Source organism: Candidatus Odyssella thessalonicensis L13 (assembly GCF_000190415.1).
GTDB classification, from domain to species: Bacteria; Pseudomonadota; Alphaproteobacteria; order Paracaedibacterales; family Paracaedibacteraceae; genus Paracaedibacter; species Paracaedibacter thessalonicensis.
This window is the reverse complement of the sequence record NZ_AEWF01000008.1, coordinates 1-18,390: the sequence shown is the minus strand read 5'-3', so window position 1 is coordinate 18,390 and position 18,390 is coordinate 1. Positions and strand designations below refer to the sequence as shown.

Annotated in this window: 18 protein-coding genes and 1 pseudogene; 7 read left to right on the top strand and 12 right to left on the bottom strand. The window is 37.5% G+C overall.

Translation table 11 applies throughout. The features are described 5' to 3' along the window. Positions 1-24: 24 nt before the first annotated feature. Positions 25-270: pseudogene (locus tag HMO_RS16230) on the top strand (Tn3 family transposase); the annotation flags it as partial. A gap of 226 nt (positions 271-496) precedes the next feature. Here HMO_RS16230 and HMO_RS0111280 read toward each other — a convergent pair. The 6 genes from HMO_RS0111280 to HMO_RS15285 form a co-directional block, all read right to left on the bottom strand. After that, the gene (locus HMO_RS0111280; RefSeq protein ID WP_010303116.1) at positions 497-919 is read right to left on the bottom strand and encodes a hypothetical protein; all 423 of its coding nucleotides are present in this window, start codon (positions 917-919) and stop codon (positions 497-499) included. Between the two features lie 116 nt (positions 920-1,035). Next, entirely contained in the window at positions 1,036-3,000 is a 1,965-nt protein-coding gene (locus HMO_RS0111275) for a hypothetical protein (RefSeq protein ID WP_010303114.1), read from the bottom strand. A gap of 46 nt (positions 3,001-3,046) precedes the next feature. Then, the gene (locus tag HMO_RS0111270) at positions 3,047-4,213 is read right to left on the bottom strand and encodes a hypothetical protein (protein ID WP_010303113.1); all 1,167 of its coding nucleotides are present in this window, start codon (positions 4,211-4,213) and stop codon (positions 3,047-3,049) included. 445 nt (positions 4,214-4,658) lie between these two features. Next, positions 4,659-5,357, bottom strand: a complete 699-nt coding sequence (locus tag HMO_RS0111265) for an IS6 family transposase (RefSeq protein WP_010303112.1) — start codon at positions 5,355-5,357, stop codon at positions 4,659-4,661. 47 nt (positions 5,358-5,404) lie between these two features. Next, positions 5,405-5,581 (bottom strand): DDE-type integrase/transposase/recombinase, encoded by a 177-nt coding sequence (locus tag HMO_RS17695; protein WP_083821306.1) that lies wholly within the window; start codon positions 5,579-5,581, stop codon positions 5,405-5,407. Beyond that, on the bottom strand, positions 5,563-5,850 hold the full coding sequence (locus tag HMO_RS15285) for an IS6 family transposase (RefSeq protein WP_139016884.1): 288 nt from the start codon (positions 5,848-5,850) through the stop codon (positions 5,563-5,565). Before HMO_RS15285 ends, HMO_RS17695 begins: the two co-directional genes overlap by 19 nt. A gap of 253 nt (positions 5,851-6,103) precedes the next feature. Here HMO_RS15285 and HMO_RS0111250 point away from each other — a divergent pair, with 253 nt between their 5' ends. The 3 genes from HMO_RS0111250 (at position 6,104) to HMO_RS0111240 (ending at position 8,598) form a co-directional block, all read left to right on the top strand. Further along, positions 6,104-6,703, top strand: a complete 600-nt coding sequence (locus HMO_RS0111250) for a hypothetical protein (protein WP_010303110.1) — start codon at positions 6,104-6,106, stop codon at positions 6,701-6,703. Positions 6,704-6,964: 261 nt separating this feature from the next. After that, the gene (locus HMO_RS15825; RefSeq protein ID WP_010303109.1) at positions 6,965-7,288 is read left to right on the top strand and encodes a tetratricopeptide repeat protein; all 324 of its coding nucleotides are present in this window, start codon (positions 6,965-6,967) and stop codon (positions 7,286-7,288) included. Positions 7,289-8,016: 728 nt separating this feature from the next. Beyond that, positions 8,017-8,598 carry a recombinase family protein gene (locus tag HMO_RS0111240; protein WP_010303107.1) on the top strand — a complete coding sequence of 194 codons (582 nt, stop codon included), beginning with the start codon at positions 8,017-8,019 and terminating at the stop codon, positions 8,596-8,598. 154 nt (positions 8,599-8,752) lie between these two features. Here the strand turns inward: HMO_RS0111240 and HMO_RS0111235 are convergent, their stop codons facing one another. Beyond that, on the bottom strand, positions 8,753-10,381 hold the full coding sequence (locus HMO_RS0111235; protein WP_010303104.1) for an F-box protein: 1,629 nt from the start codon (positions 10,379-10,381) through the stop codon (positions 8,753-8,755). Positions 10,382-10,779: 398 nt separating this feature from the next. Further along, positions 10,780-10,992, bottom strand: coding sequence for a hypothetical protein (locus HMO_RS0111230; RefSeq protein WP_010303101.1), 213 nt, complete (start codon positions 10,990-10,992; stop codon positions 10,780-10,782). Between the two features lie 472 nt (positions 10,993-11,464). Between HMO_RS0111230 and HMO_RS0111220 the strand changes: the two genes are divergently transcribed. Together HMO_RS0111220 and HMO_RS14805 are read left to right on the top strand one after the other, a co-directional pair. After that, positions 11,465-12,724 carry a hypothetical protein gene (locus tag HMO_RS0111220; protein ID WP_139016883.1) on the top strand — a complete coding sequence of 420 codons (1,260 nt, stop codon included), beginning with the start codon at positions 11,465-11,467 and terminating at the stop codon, positions 12,722-12,724. Positions 12,725-13,291: 567 nt separating this feature from the next. Beyond that, positions 13,292-13,951: a phospholipase D family nuclease gene (locus HMO_RS14805; RefSeq protein ID WP_010303092.1), complete on the top strand. Its 660-nt coding sequence runs from the start codon at positions 13,292-13,294 to the stop codon at positions 13,949-13,951. On the opposite strand, the gene HMO_RS16220 is transcribed toward HMO_RS14805, so the two are convergent. Then, complete coding sequence (locus HMO_RS16220) at positions 13,874-14,161, bottom strand: WGR domain-containing protein (RefSeq protein WP_010303088.1); 288 nt, start codon at positions 14,159-14,161, stop codon at positions 13,874-13,876. The two genes, HMO_RS14805 and HMO_RS16220, sit on opposite strands and share 78 nt — an antisense overlap. 84 nt (positions 14,162-14,245) lie before the next feature. Continuing rightward, on the bottom strand, positions 14,246-15,490 hold the full coding sequence (ltrA, locus tag HMO_RS0111210; protein WP_010303084.1) for a group II intron reverse transcriptase/maturase: 1,245 nt from the start codon (positions 15,488-15,490) through the stop codon (positions 14,246-14,248). A gap of 154 nt (positions 15,491-15,644) precedes the next feature. Here ltrA and HMO_RS16880 point away from each other — a divergent pair, with 154 nt between their 5' ends. Continuing rightward, positions 15,645-15,947, top strand: coding sequence for a hypothetical protein (locus HMO_RS16880; RefSeq protein ID WP_139016882.1), 303 nt, complete (start codon positions 15,645-15,647; stop codon positions 15,945-15,947). A gap of 217 nt (positions 15,948-16,164) precedes the next feature. Here HMO_RS16880 and HMO_RS0111205 read toward each other — a convergent pair whose 3' ends face one another. Together HMO_RS0111205 and HMO_RS14800 are read right to left on the bottom strand one after the other, a co-directional pair. Beyond that, positions 16,165-17,433 (bottom strand): Y-family DNA polymerase, encoded by a 1,269-nt coding sequence (locus HMO_RS0111205; RefSeq protein ID WP_029448987.1) that lies wholly within the window; start codon positions 17,431-17,433, stop codon positions 16,165-16,167. A gap of 61 nt (positions 17,434-17,494) precedes the next feature. Then, positions 17,495-18,382: a group II intron maturase-specific domain-containing protein gene (locus HMO_RS14800; protein ID WP_139016881.1), complete on the bottom strand. Its 888-nt coding sequence runs from the start codon at positions 18,380-18,382 to the stop codon at positions 17,495-17,497. Positions 18,383-18,390: the final 8 nt, after the last annotated feature.

Below are 18,390 nucleotides of genomic sequence, written 5' to 3'. Positions count from 1 at the left end.
TGTTTCCCAATTTGCAACGGAACCCTTAAAAGAGCCTTAAACTTTAACCGTAGAGGTGAAATTACTGACCGCACATCAGAAAACCAGCATTTACGAATGATGCATCTTAACTTGCTTGCTGCTATCATCATCTATTGGAACACTAAACATCTAGGTCATATCGTTTATGGTATGAGACAGAATGGAATAACCATAACCCCGGAGCAATTGGCACATCTCTCGCCTCTTGGATGGGAGCATATCATCCTTACAGGGTACTATAGATGGTGAGTATTTACCCTTAACGCAGTTCCCTGCACTTTGCCGCAAACTACCCCTATACTATTTTCCCAGCGAGCAGGCGAACTTAATTGAAAGGGTAATATATTTTCTCATAAAATATGATTACCATATTTTGTAAAGCTTTTAAATCGCTGCACATATCATAGATTTACTTTATTTCTTAACCTTAATATATTCTCTATTAATTAATTTGACAGAGCTAGGAACAAGTTTTCTATATAGGTTCTTCGTCCCTAAATGCTTCATATAATAAGCGTGCTTCCTCGCGCTTAATGTGGAAATCAAACATTGCGGAACTGATAAATTTATTTACATTTTCTCTGAGCGGATAATAATCCCTTATTATCTCCTCTTTCGAGAAACGTCGACCGTATTGGTTTTCTTGAATTTTTAGAAATCTATCTAAGGTAAGATCTAGCGTTAAAGGATGGCTTAGTGTTATTGAAACTTTGTTTTCTCTATTGGCCCTTAGAATTTCCTCTTTTCCAGAAAATGTCCCTCTATTCGGAAGGCTTATCTTCCTTTGTCTTAGTCCACCATCTAATAAAAGTGGGCGCTCTTCACTGTCCATTGCATGGGGCTTTGAGGTTATTAGAAGAGACAATGCAAACAAAAATAGTAAGGAATTCTTTTTCATTGTGTTAGCTCCTTAAATCGTTAGTTATAATTATTCCTTTTTCATTATACCTTTGGAACACTATTAGCTATATATTAATAATATATCTTTTTTCTTAAAAAATCACCTTTATTTATTTAATCTATCTCCTGCTTTATTTTTCTTTTTCTCACTTTGCCTTTTAAGTGCTGACGATGAGATTCTTGGGGATTTAATAAATTATCTCTCATTTTTATCTTCTCATAGCACTCTAACTTATCATAATGATCTTCCCCGTTGTGAAGTACATGGGCATCATCAGTATTGTTCTCATTTTCATACCAATGAATAAGTTTTAAATATGAGGGATCTTCTGTGGTTTGCCATACATAAAGATTACTTCCATGCAAGGAAGCAATAGCATCGTATAGTCCAGTCGTGCCTATAGTTGCTTCTATACTCTTGTTAGGAGTATGAGTAAGCCATCCGCTGCCGTTTATCCCACTGGTCTTAAAATGCTTTATATATTTAAGATAGATTTTTTTCTCTCCAGCACGCTCAAGAATTCTTCTACATAAATCAGCATACCTAGCTTTTATAGCAGTAATTGCATTTAATTGTTCGGTAGATAATTCATAGCTATTTAATAACTCATCCAGAGATTGAAGCCCTCCCTTATTATCTCCTAGCTCACTCGTCAGGGAGCCAGCTAAAGACTTTTCATCTTCCATAACCAAGTTATAGTCATTTTCTAACTCTTTAAAAGCCGGCTCTAAAATTTCTGGAAGACTCCCATCTCTTAAGGCTCTAAAAATCTCCGGTGCCACAAGGGCTCTGATAGATGAATCATGGGCAACTTCCATGAGAAGTTTTAGACTCTGCTTCCGTGTACTATTTATAGCATGAAACCCGCAATCACCATCACCGCTAACCTTTCTAAGAGTGAAATGAAGAGGACCACTGTTTTCCTCTCCCTTAAGATAAATCGTTCCTTTGGGAATAAATCCCTTGTAAATAAAACCCTCCGCATCACGCTGGGTAATATGTAAGACAATGCTGAAGGATTCTTTATCGGTTAAGGTTTCGGGGTGAGTTGGGAACAGGAAATATAAATGAGTTAATAATTCGCTTTTATCATTGATCTCTTTTACCCAACTAACTTTAACTCTATCATCCGTTTTAGATAATTCTAGTAAAGCTCTAAAGGGGTTATTATCTTTACCCCATTGGAAAGGGTAAGATTGTGAGAAATTATTCTTGTCTAAAAAACTATCCAGAAATTTCTGAGCTTCTTCTATATCCAGAGTATTAAATTTCTCTATATTAAGATGTGGGTGAGCAGCTATATACTTACCCATTTCTAAATCAGAGGAGTTACCTTCTATCTTTCTAGTAGTTTCTTGTAAACCACGAGAAGGAGAAAATTTCGGATCTACTTTCAAGCCCCTAGTATAATTTTTGAAAAAAGTATTAATTTTATAAAAATTATTAGTATTTATTTTTTCAGGGTTAATAATATGGAAATGGCATTTCATCTCCACTTGATAGCTATCATTGATATAGAGGTAACCATAAAGATAGTCTTCTGAAGATTTTACTAATTTGTTACATAAAATATAACTTAACCAAGAATTCCTTTTTGTATTGAATCTACCGTAGATTGGAAACTTCCACCAGTCTGACAGATTACTTTTTCTATGTGTGGGAAAGCCAGTGGACAATATATCATCAATCGCCTGTAAATAGTCTCTATACAGTCCAGGCATGGTTGCGGGTAAGATTTCTTCCACTTCCATGGTCTCACTACTCGTATTCAAATTGTACCAATAATTAAGTATAAGTCGGCGATATTTATAGACCGCGGCTCCTAGAGTAAAGAGAGATCCACTAATAAGGAGAGGGTTAAGAGTAATAAAAGTTAAATTGTTGAGGGTAGTGGTAACATCTAAAACAGACCAATCTTCATTCTCGGATTGAGTATACTGAGCACAAAAACTTTCCACTGTGGTATTATATTTTACGCCATTCTGGATTACCTCTATATAGTCGTTTTGTTGTGTCCAAGCATAATTATTAGTTACCAGTGAGCAAATACTAACTAAAAGTACACTAATTCTATTCATTCAAATACCTAACTTGATTAATTACCTTTAAGATGATAATGGGAATTTAATTCAATTTTTTCAATCTCTCTATTAGCTCTTTTGAATCTGGATTTTTTGCATCAAGGTCATCAGGATAGGTTTGTGTTGCAGAAGCGAGAAAATGTAATTTCAACTTAGTGTTTAGGAACTTAGTGTTTAGGTTAGATTGAAGGGTGTGTAATAACTCATTCCCCCATTCAGATTCCCGAAAAAATCTATCTGCACAGCAAAGACACACACTCCTGGAGGAAGCTATATTGATAACAATAGCTAGTTCCTCCCCTTGGTAGTTTTTGTCCTGAGTTATTTCCTTTATTTTCTTTATGGCCTTAGTAATGAATTCTTCAGAGGACAAGTAGGTAAGCAAACCTTGTTCAGTATGTAAAAAACGCATATTAAAGTGCGTATCATTGATTTTCGCTTTATTTAAGCTTTTCTGGACGTAATTTTGTCTTTCTTTAATCAGATAACTATAAGTTTCAAACTTATATCCTGCAGTAATACGTTGGATTAAAAAAGGCCTCTTTCTCTCTCGCGCTAATTTACGTTGTTCAGGAGGTAACAAGTCATCTATAAATCTGAATTTCTCCTTATGAAAAGCAGCTGGGAGGTCCTTTTTAACCGGTTCACTTGGCCATCCTGGCACCCATACACTCTGATCATTTTCTATTTCAATACCTAAGTTGCTGGTGGTGGAGAGTATATCTACACGATATCTTAAAAGATTAGTTTTGCTGGGCCTATCATTAAATGTCAAAAATGTTCTCACCTGGGGTGTAAGATCTTTCAAATGTTGACAGGCACTCTTATGCCAGTCTTTGAATTCATGATCATAAAAGGATAGATTTTCATCATTCCATATAGCTCGGCTATCTAAATAAGAGTGGCAATCTTTATTATCCTGCGTTAGAGAAAAAAAATGAGCCGGCTTAATTTCTTCTTCTTCACTATCTAACCCTCTGTCTGTAGGGCTGCTTGAAGAAGTGTTTTGGGACTCTTCACCTCTTTCTTTATTGAGCTCTGCTTCCTCTTCTCTTTTAATATTTGATAAGGAAGGAAAGGAAGGAGGAATAAAACTTCCTTCTCCTCCTGTTACTTCGTTATCAGCTGCCGTAATTGGATTAACTAGAAAAATAAATATTATGGTTAGCCAATACAAAGAGGTCTTTTTAGCTTTTAAACAGAGAGACATCTCAAACCTTATAGCTTAAATTCGTTTTGAAGGATTTTAAAATTTATTCAGTTATCCTCCTTACAGGAAAATACGATATTTTTTGTACCTTTTTGAAAATGGGAGGGAAACTAATTTGAAACGGTGCTGATGCTATCGTCTTAAAATGAGAAGCAAATAGTGAAGCTTATATAAGGGTTCTGATGCTACCGTCTTAGATGTCAATATATTTAGGGTTCCATGGCTGTAAATGTTTAACCATCATTTTTAAAACACATACTCGTATTTTTATAAAGAGCATCCTTCGTTTAAACTACTTCAAAGCTAAAGTAGAGGTATGAGACCTGTGATCTTGGCTTATATGTGTAAAAAAGTTCTATTATTATACGGTGATCGGAAGAAAAGCTAAAAGGGACTGTTGCATTTAAGGAATGAGATAATAGTTATCTCTTATTTGTCATAAACTTTAAGAATAAATGTGGAATAGCTCATTAATAAGCTTGATTTGATCGCTCAGTGTCCTCCTCAAGAAACATGTTTGCTTCTTTACCAACATTAGCATCGCTTCAATACCCTTAATAGTTCGGTTGGCTGTATGAAATGACTGGAAACTAAGCATTGGTCTGAGCCGCCTTTTCAATCTACTGTGGTCAGATTCAATTCTATTATTGCTATATTTTACTTGAGTATGACTGACATCCTGGCTTAACGATCCCTCTTTCTTTATTTTCTCTATAGCTTTAGCATAAGCTGGATTCTGATCAGTGTTAATCTTGCATGGGTGTTCATGACATTGTTTAAGTGCTCTTTTAAAGAATTTAATAGCACTCTTGGTATCCCTTTTATGGGAAAGCATAAAATCGATGGTTTCACCGCTAGAAGTTATAGCCCGATAAAGATACTTCCAGTGACCTTTAATCTTGATATAGGTTTCATCAACTTTCCAGGAAAAACCTAATGGCTTAGCATACCAGCGTAACCTTTTCTCGAACTCTGGGGCATATCTCTGAACCCAACGATAGATGGTTGTATGATCAACGTCTACCCCACGCTCTTCCATCATCTCTTTTAGGTTCCGGTAACTGAGGGGATAACGCAAATACCAACGCATACATTGCAAAATGATTAAGCCGCTAAAACGGCGCTTCCAGAAATCACTCTTCATTGTAAAGTCCTATCTTCACAAGCTTTGCTAAGTGCTATTATCTTTGATTAGTTTCTAAATGCAACAGTCCCTTTCAGCTTATCTGTCACTATGACGCGAGGAGATACACCTAATTTTTTAAGCGCTCGCTTTAAAAATCGGATAGCTGACTTGGCATTTCTTCTCCTTTGTAAAAGGACATCAATCTCTTCTCCCTCACTATCAATCAGCCGCCATAACCACAAAACTTCCCTTTTTTCTTTATCCTCACTTCATCGATATGCCATTTGTCTTTAAAAGCTGATCGTCTTTTGGGACGAATACCTCTAGCATAAACAGGACCCCAGCTTTGACACCAATTTCGAATCGTTTCGTAAGTGACAGATAGGCCTCTATCCTGAAGCATTTCGCTTAAATCTCTTAAGCTGATCTTATAACGGTAATAGTAATGAATAGCAAAGCTGATAACACTTTTGGAAAAACGGCATCCTTTATAAGGATCTCCCATGATCAAAGATTTTCTCTTATTTTTGCATAAATCTTACAATAACTGTATCTACATCTCAACTACTTGACGGTACTCTTTGGGCTTCATCATATAGCTCATTTATAAGATTGCTTTTCCCTAAATTACCAGTTTCTTAAAAACTTGCAACGGCACCTAATGGAAAATGCTTCTCTCTTTCTTGCTTGTTTTTTAAAAGTCTTACTTTAATAATGTTGTTCGGTTGCCTTTTATCAAAACTAAAGAAATTAAGGGGTTCTCTGTGATCTATTTTAAAAAATACCTAACAATAGTATCTATAACACTGTTTCATCACTCATTAGTCCAAGCTATTGACATACCAAAAGGCCTTGAAAATTTAACACCACAAGGATTAGATGAAGTAGCCGTTTCTATCCAAAATGGAGCCGCCCAACTTATACTCGGAAACAGGGTGGACGCTAAAACAACAAAATCACACAAGCTTAAAGCACAGGAGTGGTGGCATGTAGCAGCTTTAAAAGGCCAACAGGAAGCAATTAGAAAACTTATCGAATCTCCTAAGGAGAGCTCTTTCGGTCTTACCGCAGGATCACAGGAGAAGGACGAGGGGTATTTGCGAGAAAATCTTAAGAAAGAGAATCGAGAGGAATTATTGGAAAAAGTGAACAATAGGGATCCTGAAGCTCTTTATGAAATAGGTAAAAAATGGTTTGAGGGTTTTAACCATGACGGCAAACATGGGGTTGTGAATAGGATATTGGATCGGCCTAAAGGTATACACTATTGGAATCAGGCTGCCCTCGCTGGACATAAAAAAGCAATAACTCTACTCTATAAACTCAATTGTCAATTTCTAGAAGCTAACAAAAAGAGGTCGTAAGCCTCTTTGTTAGCATTTGTGGAAAAAACGTCCTTGTCAGTTTTTCCACAGCACCCCTTTAGAATATAAAGCAGTAAACTAACTTGCAGTACTCTATGAATAAGATGGTGCAGGATTACCTAAGGGACCAGACGCAGATAAGAAGGCTGTAGAATGGTACATCAAAGCGGCCAATCAAGAACATGCTGGGGCTAGCTTTAATCTAGCAATACTCTACGAACAAGGGCGAGGAGGATGGCCTAAGGGATCACAGGCAAACAAATGGGTACCAAAGCGGCTGAACAAGGGGTAAGTGAAGCTCAGTTTAATCTTGGCCAGATGTATAAGGAAGGTCGGGCAAAATTATTTAAAGGGAAAATATCAGACAAACAGGCTGTGTACTGGTACAAAACAGCTCCTACAAAGGGACATGCTGCTGCTCAAAATAATCTTGGATGGATGCATATGCAGGGCCGCGTGGAACTGTCTAAGGGGCCAGGGGCAGACAAAATGGCTCTAAAATGCTACGCAAAAGCCGCTATAAAAGGTCATGTTAAGGCTCAATATGGATTAGCGATACATGGGAAAGGTGATATTGCTGAATGAGAGAAATGGAAGCAACTTGCTAAAGAGGATGCGATTGAAGAAGATTCAATAAGTACCGTGTCGGGTAATCCTTCGGTTAAGATTGAAGAGAGAGAATTCAACTAAATGTGTCAAAGGTTAAGCATTGAGCTTAAGCCTAACTTCACAATAAATGTATAGCTAGGAAATGGTCAGGTCTCAATTTGGCTCTTGCATTGGCCATTTTTCACAGATTGTCTAGTAGGGACAGTGAATTTGTTGTTCCTCAAGAGAGGTGTATATTTGTAAAATTAATACGAAGCTAGTGCCAAATTATAAGATATTTAAGCTTGATCCCTATAAAAAGCGGCCTAGAAGCAAGACTAATTTTGATAACCGTATATTACCATAAACTGTATAGAATTTAATGTATTAGATTAAAATTTTTCAATTATAAACAATATAAAGAATATAAAATATTTAACATAAGATTTATTATAAAGTTTATGATAATTTAATTATCCCCTTCTAGAATAATGATCTTTATCATCGTGTTCCTTATACTAAATGGTTAAGTAGCTTCTACTGAAAGGAAAAATCTATTCGGTCTCATTAGCATAGATTATACTCTCTGATCAAAACGATTATTAGGTGTTCAAAATCGATCGGTTTTGGACACGGCTTCTTCCTACTGTCCAAAAATTATATTGACATAGATTAGGACATATGAAACATTTAGGACATCCTTTTTATACACTTTATACAACATTATGCCACGTACTTTTGCTTATGCCCGTGTTTCCACTATGGAACAAAACCCTGACAACCAGATAAAAGAAATTCTAGAAGCTGGCTTTGTTATTGAGCCTCATCGAATAATTACTGAAACTATATCGGGATCCATGCATATTTCACGACGTAAAGGGTTTGCGCGTTTATTAGATAAAATGGAAAAGGGGGATATTTTAGTAGTCACTAAGCTTGATCGACTAGGACGGGATGCTATTGATGTAAGCACCACTGTTGCTAAGCTCGAAGAAGTAGGGATCAAAGTCCATTGTCTGGCACTGGGAGGTGTCGATCTTACTAGTTCAGCTGGGAAAATGACTATGGGAGTAATTAATGCAGTTGCTCAATTCGAGCGAGATCTGTTAATTGAGCGTACCCAAGCCGGGCTTGTTAGAGCCAAATCAAAGGGCAAAACTCTCGGTCGCCCGAAAATTCTCACAGAATTACAGACAAAGCAAACTATACAGCAATTACAAGAAGGTAAAACTATTGCGGCTATTGCAAGAAACTTTAATACAAGCCGACAAACTATCATGCGCATCAGAGATACTATCAATTATTAATGCACTCCTATGGTACTTTTCGTTCCTTTATGTAGATGAACCATAATAAGCTCATAGAGCTAAGCATAGATCGGGTTCAGATCAAATTAATGTGCAATATTAATCTGAAATAGGAGACGTACATATAGTCTCGTATTTATAATAATTATCTCATTTAAGATGCTGCCAATAACCACCCCTTATAAGGGAGCTCTTCACCTTCAAGATACTTGTGTTTATTATATAGAATATTCCACTCATTAGCTTCTTCATGATTGGCTATGATTAAGATACTCGTTATTCTCTTAAACAAGAGCTTAATTCTTTTCAAATCTAGAGAGAGAATATGGATTGGGAATCTGAGTTCATAAAAAGCTTTAAAGCTCATCCATAAGTTTAACGCATATCTATCGAACTGCGTCGTAGCAAGGAATATCTTTCTGCTATTTATAATATCAGTGCGATAATCTTCATTTGTCCATTGTTCCTTTTGAATTGTAGGCAAATTTCCTAAGGCAGCCCAAACATCCTGTTCCTTAAGATAAGTGTTAATTGTTGCGATAATATTTTTATATAGTTGCTCGTATAATTTATAGTAATCCAAGCAATTTCTCATGCCACGAATATTATTTAAGGCACAAATATATCCTGCAACTATGCTACGTTTTTTATAATCTAATATTGTATTAAAGTCTTTACGGTGGATTAAAATGTCGAACTTCGGATTATTTACCTTATATTCTTTAAAAGGGAATTCAGGAGATAGGTATACATCTTCAGCAAATTGACGAACCTTATCATACACCTCAATATCAGTAGCTAAATCATACGGCAGCTTCAATGCCAGTCGCTCATAGGATATGGTATAAAAGAGAGCACCTGGTAAAATACCTAAAAATTTGAAAGCTACGGGAGGAGAGAGAAATATTTTTTCTTCCCCATAGGGTGCTCTTAATATTCGATCGCTACCTTCTTTACTATAGCCACATTTCTCAAAAGTTTGCTGATACAAGTTTCTTCCGTTAACTGTACATACAATAAGCCTTTTTACATGAGCAAGGCTTGGAGCTCGAACTATTTGTTCCCATCTTCTTTCTTCATTATTTGCGAAACCTAAGGCCTTATCATACGATAAGCTATGAAATTGCTTAGAGGCTAATCTTATTGATAAAGCAATATCTGTAGGAGGTAAGAAAGAGAGCACATGAACAAAGAGTTCAGAGGGTAAGGACTCTAAGAATAGTTCTAAAGATATTATTTGACTTTTTTCATGTTGCAGGTTGAGCCTTTTATTTAGTCGAACTAGGTTACGTTTGGAGGGCTCAAAACCTCTTTCGGCTGCTCTTCTAAACCAATAATGGGCAGCTTCAAGCTTATCATATTTATAGGCGAGCATGGCATAGTTATGCATCGCTCTTACATTTCCATTTTGGGCTACTTGAAAAAATCCCTCCTTTGCTTTCCTTAGATATCCGATAAAATCTTTAAAAAGAGAAGGATGATACCTATGCCAATCTTTATAGTTATTGCGGTTATCTATTGCTTCTTGATAAATTTTTTGTAGCATTTGTTCATTTATTAAGTTGTTATCTTTAATTTTCCCGTTTTCTTCTTGCTTACTATTCTCTACTTTTAGCTTTCTAGGGGTGCTATCCAAGTCGATATTAGGCATCTCAGGTAATGGAGGCGCTAATAAAAATCTTTGATTATAGTCACTTTCATTTGCGGCAATACCATTAATAAAGAATAAGGAAAATAGTTGGGAAAATATGATATTAGCTACATTATTTCTTTTTATATTCATTTCTTTTAGACCTTCTCAATAGTAATAATTTCTGGGTTTTAAGGTTTAGAAGATAGCTTAGAAAGCTCATAAAAATTACCTTTCTATAATTTCTACAACATCCTCTTCTACTATAACGATATGCAATGCCCCCGCAGTATAAATAGGTTTCAGATATTCGTCAAAATGTTCTAAGGCTAATATCCCTTAAAAGTATAACCAGCACCCCCAATTTATGGGGACCCGGCAATAATATGGGAAAGGATATGACTAAAGCTTGTAATGATCTCATTAATATTTCCCTTCAACCATCAATGAAATAAATCAGAAATGCTAGTGCTATTTTTCAACAATAATTTAAAAATGATACATCCTAGAAGTTAAGGCTCATATGGGGCGTTAACTTAGCCACTAGAGAATTAAGAATTCGGAATATTAAGAGTTTTAGGATCGACCAGCTCAATATTCGGTGCGTATTGGCGCATCAATTCATGAATCCTATTCCAATCTGTATGCTCACTAATATATTCATGGGAATCTTTCTCATCCAGATCGCTTATTGCCATGCTTTGTTGATAAGAAATTTTGATCCCACAAACGCCTAAAATACCAAGCTGCTCTTTTACTCTCATAAAGTAGCCAGAAGGCTGCGTGAGTACTCTATATAAATCTGCACTAGAGCTGATTTTTCTAACCCATCCATATTCAATTAGTTGTCAAAGTTTCTCCTCTGTTCCATAAACTCTTTCTTCGGCTTCAGGTAAGTCAAATTTCATAGCATAATAAGGCATAATAGTGTAACAGATAAAAACTCCGGTAAAATTACCCTACTAAATGCTAAAACTTTTAAAAATACACTTAAGTAAGGCCCTTAAGTATAATTTGCGGATAAGAAAAATTATATTTATCGATTATTGTTATCTCGTTCTGAATAAAAAACAAAGGAAAACATAAATAAAATGAGTAAATTAAATAAAAATATTTTTGGAAAAATAAAAACCCTTGAGATAAAAAGTCATATTTTTGCTCTTTATTCGCACTTAAGTGCCCAGAGCCAAGGAGCTAAACATAATGTTTTTTAAAAGAACCCTTAAAAGATTCTTCGTGCAGACATCTATTCTTCTAGGAAGTTATCTCAATATATTTGCAACTGAGATCATTGATATAGACAAATTTTCTTTTAGTTCTACCCAAATAAAAGGCGTTAGAGTCGTATGCTTTGATACAGATAACCAGCGGTTCACTGCTGTAAATTATTTTGTTCAGACTACTCCAGCACCCTTTAAATGGAATTTATTGGATTTTACTTTTGATTCTGATTGTAATGTTGATTTGTCGTCAGAATCTAAGTTAGAGAACTATACTCTTACTACTAAAGGAACCATAAAAATAAAAGGTAAGGATCTAGAAGAAGCAGACGTAATAGATGATGAAGACGCGAGTAATCTTGACAGATGCGTTATAAAGAAGGTATCAGACTTTCAAAACAATGGAGAGGAATCCAAAAGACTAATTTTAACCCATAAAAAAATTGACATTAGAACTGCCCAACATATTAAGAATAAACTTAACGAATATTCTGGCAAAATTAAGTCTAAGGGAGCTCTTGAAGCTACTTTTTATAGAGGAAAAGAGAAAGAAAATAAGGCTTTTAGTAATTTGTCTGCTGATGTATCGGACAATAATAAAGAAAGAGGGACATTAGGAGAATTAGCAACAACCTTGACCATGATTCATTTTGGTTACCAGGGACATTTTTCAAAATATGGTACAGATAATGGATTTGATGGGATCTTTACTGATAATTCAGATGATCCAGAGATGTTTATTACAGAATCAAAATGCAGAGAACGGGCAGATGGGGTGAAAACTATTATGAAAGATAATCTCTTTGAAAAGAAAATCGCCGATAAATTACAACGCATTTTTACATACACCCATCCAACCCTCTCAATCCAAGCAAAAAAACGTTTAGTAGAAACAGCAACACTTGTTGGTAATTTTATTAATGAAAATCCTGATAAGATATTTAAATTTGCCCACCGAATTAAACCTGACGGGATATGTGAATGCTTAGTAGAAAAATTTGATGTTAGTAAATATCAAGCGAGTATGTTGCATACACTGTCTCCTCAATCCCCCATGAAAGATAAGCTTCTGGTTTTAGATAATATTACGACTCAACTCTGTTTAACGGAAGACGAAAAAGCTAAGCTTTTTATAAGTTCCCTTAGAGGAGCCCGTGCAGAAAAATTGGAACTCATTTTTAAAGCGTTAAATATCGAAGATGAAAAACAAGAAGCCATGCTTGCTATTATAACTCCTAAAAAGGAAGGCAGGAAAGTTTTGAACTATGCTTCTTAAGAGAAAGGATCCTAGAAATGGGATAGATTGTTTGTGAGGGTCCTTTGAAGCGATTCAAGAAGCTTGGAACATCTCGCAAGCAAGAGAATACAGATGGACTCTCTTAGTTGCATAAGTGGTATAGTATTAACAAACGGAGCTGTAATTTTTGTCCGTTCTTAACGGGTAGCACTGCACTGATAAACAACTTATGGGTTAAATAATTAAGCTTAATTTCTATAGAGATAAAAATACAGCACAGAGAATAGTGATATAAACTTGAAAGTATAAATACAAATAGTTTATTAATTCAAATAGCTCTAAGTCATAATGAGTTATCCAAGGAGATGGTTCCTTCTCTACCTCTCGGTAAAGGCATAACAAATCTGAATCATCTCCTAATTCCTTCAATCTGTGCCTTTATAGTAACTTTTTATAGGACAAGGCTGAGATTTCTTAAAACAGACTATAGGAATAATGAGTTGCGCAAGAGAAGTCTTTTTACTTAGGCTTCCTGATTTCCTTATAGAGTAAAACAATTAAATGGTACTCTTAGAAACCATTATCATTTATTGCGGCTGATTATAAATGCGAAAAAAGAAATCACCTAAACACTCAAATAAAAACCGATTCTCCCTGGCAACATTAATCTCCGCCATTTCCCTTTCTTTAGGGGTGGGATATAATGCTGCTTATTTTTATGCAGCTCATTATGAGCTACCAACTCTTATCCACGAAAAATCTCAAGAGCTAGCGGTGTGCTTCTCGCCGAACCCTCTTTGTCAGCAAACGCTTCTAACCACCTTAAAAATGGCTAAACATTCCATTCATCTTCAGGCTTATTCATTCACGGATAGAGATATAGCTGATGCCTTAATTGATGCGAAAAAAAGAGGGGTGGAGGTACAAGTTATCTTAGACAAATCCAATAAAACAGATAAACACTCTAAAGCAAACTTATTAGCTCAAAACGGCATCAAAGTTTATATTGATAGCCCTCAAGGGATCGCCCACAGTAAGGTCCTAATTCTCGAAAAGGAGACCGTGATAACGGGGTCGTACAATTTTAGTGCAGCCGCCTATAGCCGGAATGCCGAGAATCTTCTGATTATTAAGAATACTGAATTGACTCAACGCTACTTAAAGAATTGGGAAGCGAGAAAAGCTTTATCAACGCCCTTCCGAAGACAGAAAGCTGATGCGATCTTCCTTGATAAGGGTGTAATTGCAGCCAATGCGCCGCTCTGAGGTTAGGCGCTTCCTAAGTGTCTTCTGTAAGAACTTGTCCTTTTCTTCAAGGCTATCAAAACTCATAACCTTACTTCGCCCTTTCCGGCCAATACGTCCGTAAGAAATGATCAGAGACCATCTGCCCAGAAGATCAGGCGCTTGCTTAATTTCGTACCAACGATAGATCCCTTTATCGGAATCAATGGCCTTCAGTCGATAATCTTGCATATTTTTTGGTGAGTAGACCAAGGGAACTTCCCCCTTAGCCTCTCGCAAAACGGTGCGTGAGTCTCTCAACTCACACCGCTTCCATCAAGCAAAGCTTTTCATCATACGCATTTTCCAGTGAACAAACATCTCTGGTTGCTCTTCAGCAATTTTAATCAGAAATTGTGATGCTGTTCTTTTATGCCCTCTCAACCGTTTGTACTTATTCATCGCCCACGCCACTAAAGCTAGATTGAAGTGCCGCAACACAGGCTGTAAAGCTGATAAATGATATTTCCCATAGTACTGAATCCATCCTCTCAGAATTGGATTATAGAATTGGGCTAGATCTTTTAAGCTACGCTGTGCTTGGTTCCTTAGTTTACGTATGCGAGCCCGCATTGATTTCTTCGCTTCTTGGCTGACTGCCGGCGTAAATCGCGACATGAGACGATTTTGCCTCGTATTTCTTACCGTCCGTCGGCAAAAAGTATATCCTAAAAAGTCAAACTTTATATTAGAATATTGACCTTTACGAAACTCATCTTTGCAGTAAATAATCTTTGTTTTCCCTGGATGTAATTCTAGCCCACATTCCTTAAAACGTTGGTTAAGTGCCTTCAATAATTGACTAGCCTCTTGCTCCGTTTTACAGTGAACCAAACCATCATCGGCGTATCGACACCACTTTGTCTCTGGATGATAACGAGACATCCACGCATCAAATACATAATGGAGAAATAAATTACTTAAGACAGGACTGATTACTCCCCCCTGGGGAACCCCACAGGTAGGCTTAATTAATTTTCCATCTTGTAGTTGTATAGAAGCTTTTAACCAGCGTTCTATGTAAAGTATAACCCACTTATTTTCTGTGTGTTTCCTAACTGCTTTCATCAATAGAGCATGGTTGATGTTGTCAAATAGACCTTTGATATCAAATTCGACCACCCAGTCTATATACCAGCAACGATATCGCGTTACTCCCACGGCTTCTAACGCCGATTTGTGAGGCCTATATCCATAGGAATCCTCATGAAAGCAAGGCTCTAGAATGGGTTCAAAGGTTAACTTCACAACCATTTGTGCTACTCTATCAGATACTGTGGGTATTCCTAGAATACGCTCTCCACCTGACTTTTTCGGTATCGGAACCGCTTTTACAGGCGGGGGCAAATAAGTCCCAGACGACATCCGATTCCAGATCTTATAAAGATTATCCTTTAAGTTCTTATCAAAGTCTTGCAAAGATTGCTGGTCTACGCCAGCCGACCCTGCATTTTGTTTGATCAATTGATAAGCTTTCATTACCAGTTGTTTGGAGATAATGAAAGGCTTTGTTTTATTCAAAATTTCCTCCTCTTGCGAGTTGAATTTAAAATAACACTTGCTTGATGCAACGCCTTTGCTCCATGACCATTACAGCCACTTCATAACTACTACACGTTGCTCCGTCCCAGTGCCTTGTATCAGTACTCTTACCCTTGACACTTTGATATCTTGGGTGTCTCCCTTATCATCAAGACGACTGGTTCCCGTAGTTCCTCGAAAAAGCCTAAATCATACTCACGCCATCTATACGCCGGACACCGTCTACACAGTCATCAGGTTTCCTGTAGACTTATCCCGGAATTTGTGGACGATCCCGGTTTTGATGTCAGTTTTACGAATAACGACGCGTCATCAATGGTTCATTTACATTCGTCTTTATGATTCTTACCTGCCAAGTTTACCTGACTTTTCCTTAACGCTCACGACCGTCACTCTTAATAACAGCCGCTTAAGGTGGTTTGAAGCCTGCTCCTGAAAGCCGGCTTCGAAGGACCTTCCTTCATCTTTTTCAAAGCTTGTCTAGAATTTCGCTGGATTTCTTTAGTCCTCCTTAATTCTATTGCTACGGCACACTCCACAAATACCGTGGATAACTTCCTTAATAAAGGAAGTTTTATCCCTTAATCTTGGCTTTCTGATTGAAGATTACCTCTTTGCCTAAGAATTAAGCAACTGAGAAGTGTTATTATACTCTACTTAGCATTAACTTTTGGCAGTTGGTGCCATGAGGTAGTATAGGCTGGTGACTTCCTGGTCTTCCTATCTTTCCAGCTTAATCTTGGCCCACAAGCCGCCATATGAACGGTTCCTCGGCCGTACCGCTGATTAATTTTATCCAAGGTCCGGCTAATCTGTTGCGCTTTAGTATTTCTCTCCTCGTGGGGATCGAAGAGACTGAGTTGGGTCAAAGTGATGGGCATTAAATCCAGAGCCATAATCCCCGCTTTATGGTAGTCAAAGCCGGCCTTAAAGATGGCTTCTAACCCTTGCACTGCCGCTTGAATCAATCTTCCATCATCATTGAGGGCTGTAGGTAGATTAATCAGAATGCTATTATAATACTGGCGATTCGTGACCTGGAAGCGATTAGTACAAACCGAGATCACAAGAGTATTGGTTTTCAATTGATGAGACCTTAGCTTCTCTGCGAGTCGAGTTGCATAGGAAGCGACCGCTTCCCTGATTTCTTCAAATTGAGTTAAGGGTCTAGAGAAGCTTCGCGAGACTTGAATGGATTGTCGGGCTTGAGCTTCCGGTTCTAGGAGCAGACAAGGGATACCATTTAATTCATGCACCAGCCGTTCCCCAACAACAGTAAAGTTCTGACGCATCCATTTAGGATCGAGTTGCTTAAGCTCATAGGCCGTATTGATACCTAAGGCTTTGAGACGAGCAGAAATCCGCCGTCCGATGCCCCAGATATCGTCAATGGCAAAAGTTCGGAGGACCTGCTCGATCTCCAAGGGATCCTCGAGGATACAAACTCCATGGTATGCTGAATTTTTCTTGGCTAAGTGATTGGCAACCTTTGCTAAGGTTTTGGTTGGGGCAATGCCGATGCACGTGGGAATCCCGATCCAAGCGGCTATCTGTTGACGAATCTGATAAGCTACCTGGGCAATATTGCTGACGTTGCTAAAATCTAAGAAGGCTTCATCGATTGAATAGACTTCTACTCGCGGTGCAAGGTCAGATAACGTTGTCATGACCCGCGTTGAAAGGTCGGCATAGAGAGCAAAGTTTGATGAGAAGATGCTGGCTTGTTGGGCGCTTAACAGTTCTTGGACTTGGAATAAAGGTGCCCCCATAGGGACTCCTAAAGCTTTCACTTCATTGGAGCGCGAGATGACGCAGCCATCATTATTGGATAAAACAACAACAGGCTTAGATTGTAAATCCGGGCGAAAAAGTCGCTCACATGAAACATAGTCGAGTAACCAGTCCCCATTACTAGGGACCAGTCCTCCAAGAACTGTACGTGATGGTTTCCCATCATACAGCTCAAGCTTTTATGACGCTCTTCTATGAACGCGGCTTTACAATTTGAATGAGTTTAGGTCGTTGGATTTGGTTCTTAGCTAATCTTTGACTGAAGTAGGTTTTCCACTTTTTATCATAAAAGTTAGCTTGTGCTTTAATCTTGATATGTCTTTTTATAGGAGTTTTGGCAGCATAACATAACCAATGTTTAACCTTGCCTTCCCTCTTATTTGTAGACATACCATAGAACACCCAATTTCTATTACCAATTCTGTCGAAGTACTTCCTTTTAATCCACCTTCTGCCTTTATTTGGATGGCGCCGTAGGCACCATTTCCAAATGCAACGGAAGATAGCAGCATCTACTTTGGAGAAAGTCTTTGCACTAACCACATGCCGGTGATAATTAGCCCAACCTCGAATAAGGGGGTTGAGATAATTTGTTAACTCCCCTGCAGTTGCTTGCTTATGTGCTTTGATGACTTCTCGGATTTTATTTAGAAAACCTTTGATTCCTTCTTTAGAAGGTTTAATCAATAGTTTTTCGTTATACTTGCGTATATTTTGTCCCAAAAAGTTAAATCCTTCTTCAATAGGGGTGATTTTCGTCTTCTCTGCTGAGAGCTCAAGGCCTCTTGCTTTTAAAAACGTAGTGACCCAGGGAAGAACCTTTTCTTCAAGAAGTTCTTTTGTCCTGCAAGTTACAATAAAATCATCTGCATAACGGATGACATTTACTCTAGGGGATAATTCTCTACCATTCCTCCTATGGAACTTTGCTTTCAGTCCTGTTTCCAAGCCATCCAGTGTTAAGTTCGCTAGGGTAGGTGAGATAATCCCCCCTTGAGGAGTTCCTGCTTCTGTTCTGAAGAGAGTTCTTCCTTGTATGAACCCTGCCTTTAACCATTTTTGTAAAATGCCTTTTTCCATAGGTATAT

Excerpts from the sequence above, each read along its gene's own strand:
- HMO_RS16220 (WP_010303088.1), bottom strand. The coding sequence starts at position 14,161 with ATGCAAGATTATCGACTGAAGGCCATTGATTCCGATAAAGGGATCTAT.
- HMO_RS0111265 (WP_010303112.1), bottom strand. The coding sequence starts at position 5,357 with ATGAAGAGTGATTTCTGGAAGCGCCGTTTTAGCGGCTTAATCATTTTG.
- HMO_RS15825 (WP_010303109.1), top strand. The coding sequence starts at position 6,965 with ATGGGTACCAAAGCGGCTGAACAAGGGGTAAGTGAAGCTCAGTTTAAT.
- HMO_RS0111270 (WP_010303113.1), bottom strand. The coding sequence starts at position 4,213 with ATGTCTCTCTGTTTAAAAGCTAAAAAGACCTCTTTGTATTGGCTAACC.
- HMO_RS0111230 (WP_010303101.1), bottom strand. The coding sequence starts at position 10,992 with ATGAGAGTAAAAGAGCAGCTTGGTATTTTAGGCGTTTGTGGGATCAAA.
- HMO_RS0111240 (WP_010303107.1), top strand. The coding sequence starts at position 8,017 with ATGCCACGTACTTTTGCTTATGCCCGTGTTTCCACTATGGAACAAAAC.
- HMO_RS14805 (WP_010303092.1), top strand. The coding sequence starts at position 13,292 with ATGCGAAAAAAGAAATCACCTAAACACTCAAATAAAAACCGATTCTCC.
- HMO_RS0111275 (WP_010303114.1), bottom strand. The coding sequence starts at position 3,000 with ATGAATAGAATTAGTGTACTTTTAGTTAGTATTTGCTCACTGGTAACT.
- HMO_RS14800 (WP_139016881.1), bottom strand. The coding sequence starts at position 18,382 with ATGGAAAAAGGCATTTTACAAAAATGGTTAAAGGCAGGGTTCATACAA.
- HMO_RS0111280 (WP_010303116.1), bottom strand. The coding sequence starts at position 919 with ATGAAAAAGAATTCCTTACTATTTTTGTTTGCATTGTCTCTTCTAATA.
- HMO_RS0111235 (WP_010303104.1), bottom strand. The coding sequence starts at position 10,381 with ATGAATATAAAAAGAAATAATGTAGCTAATATCATATTTTCCCAACTA.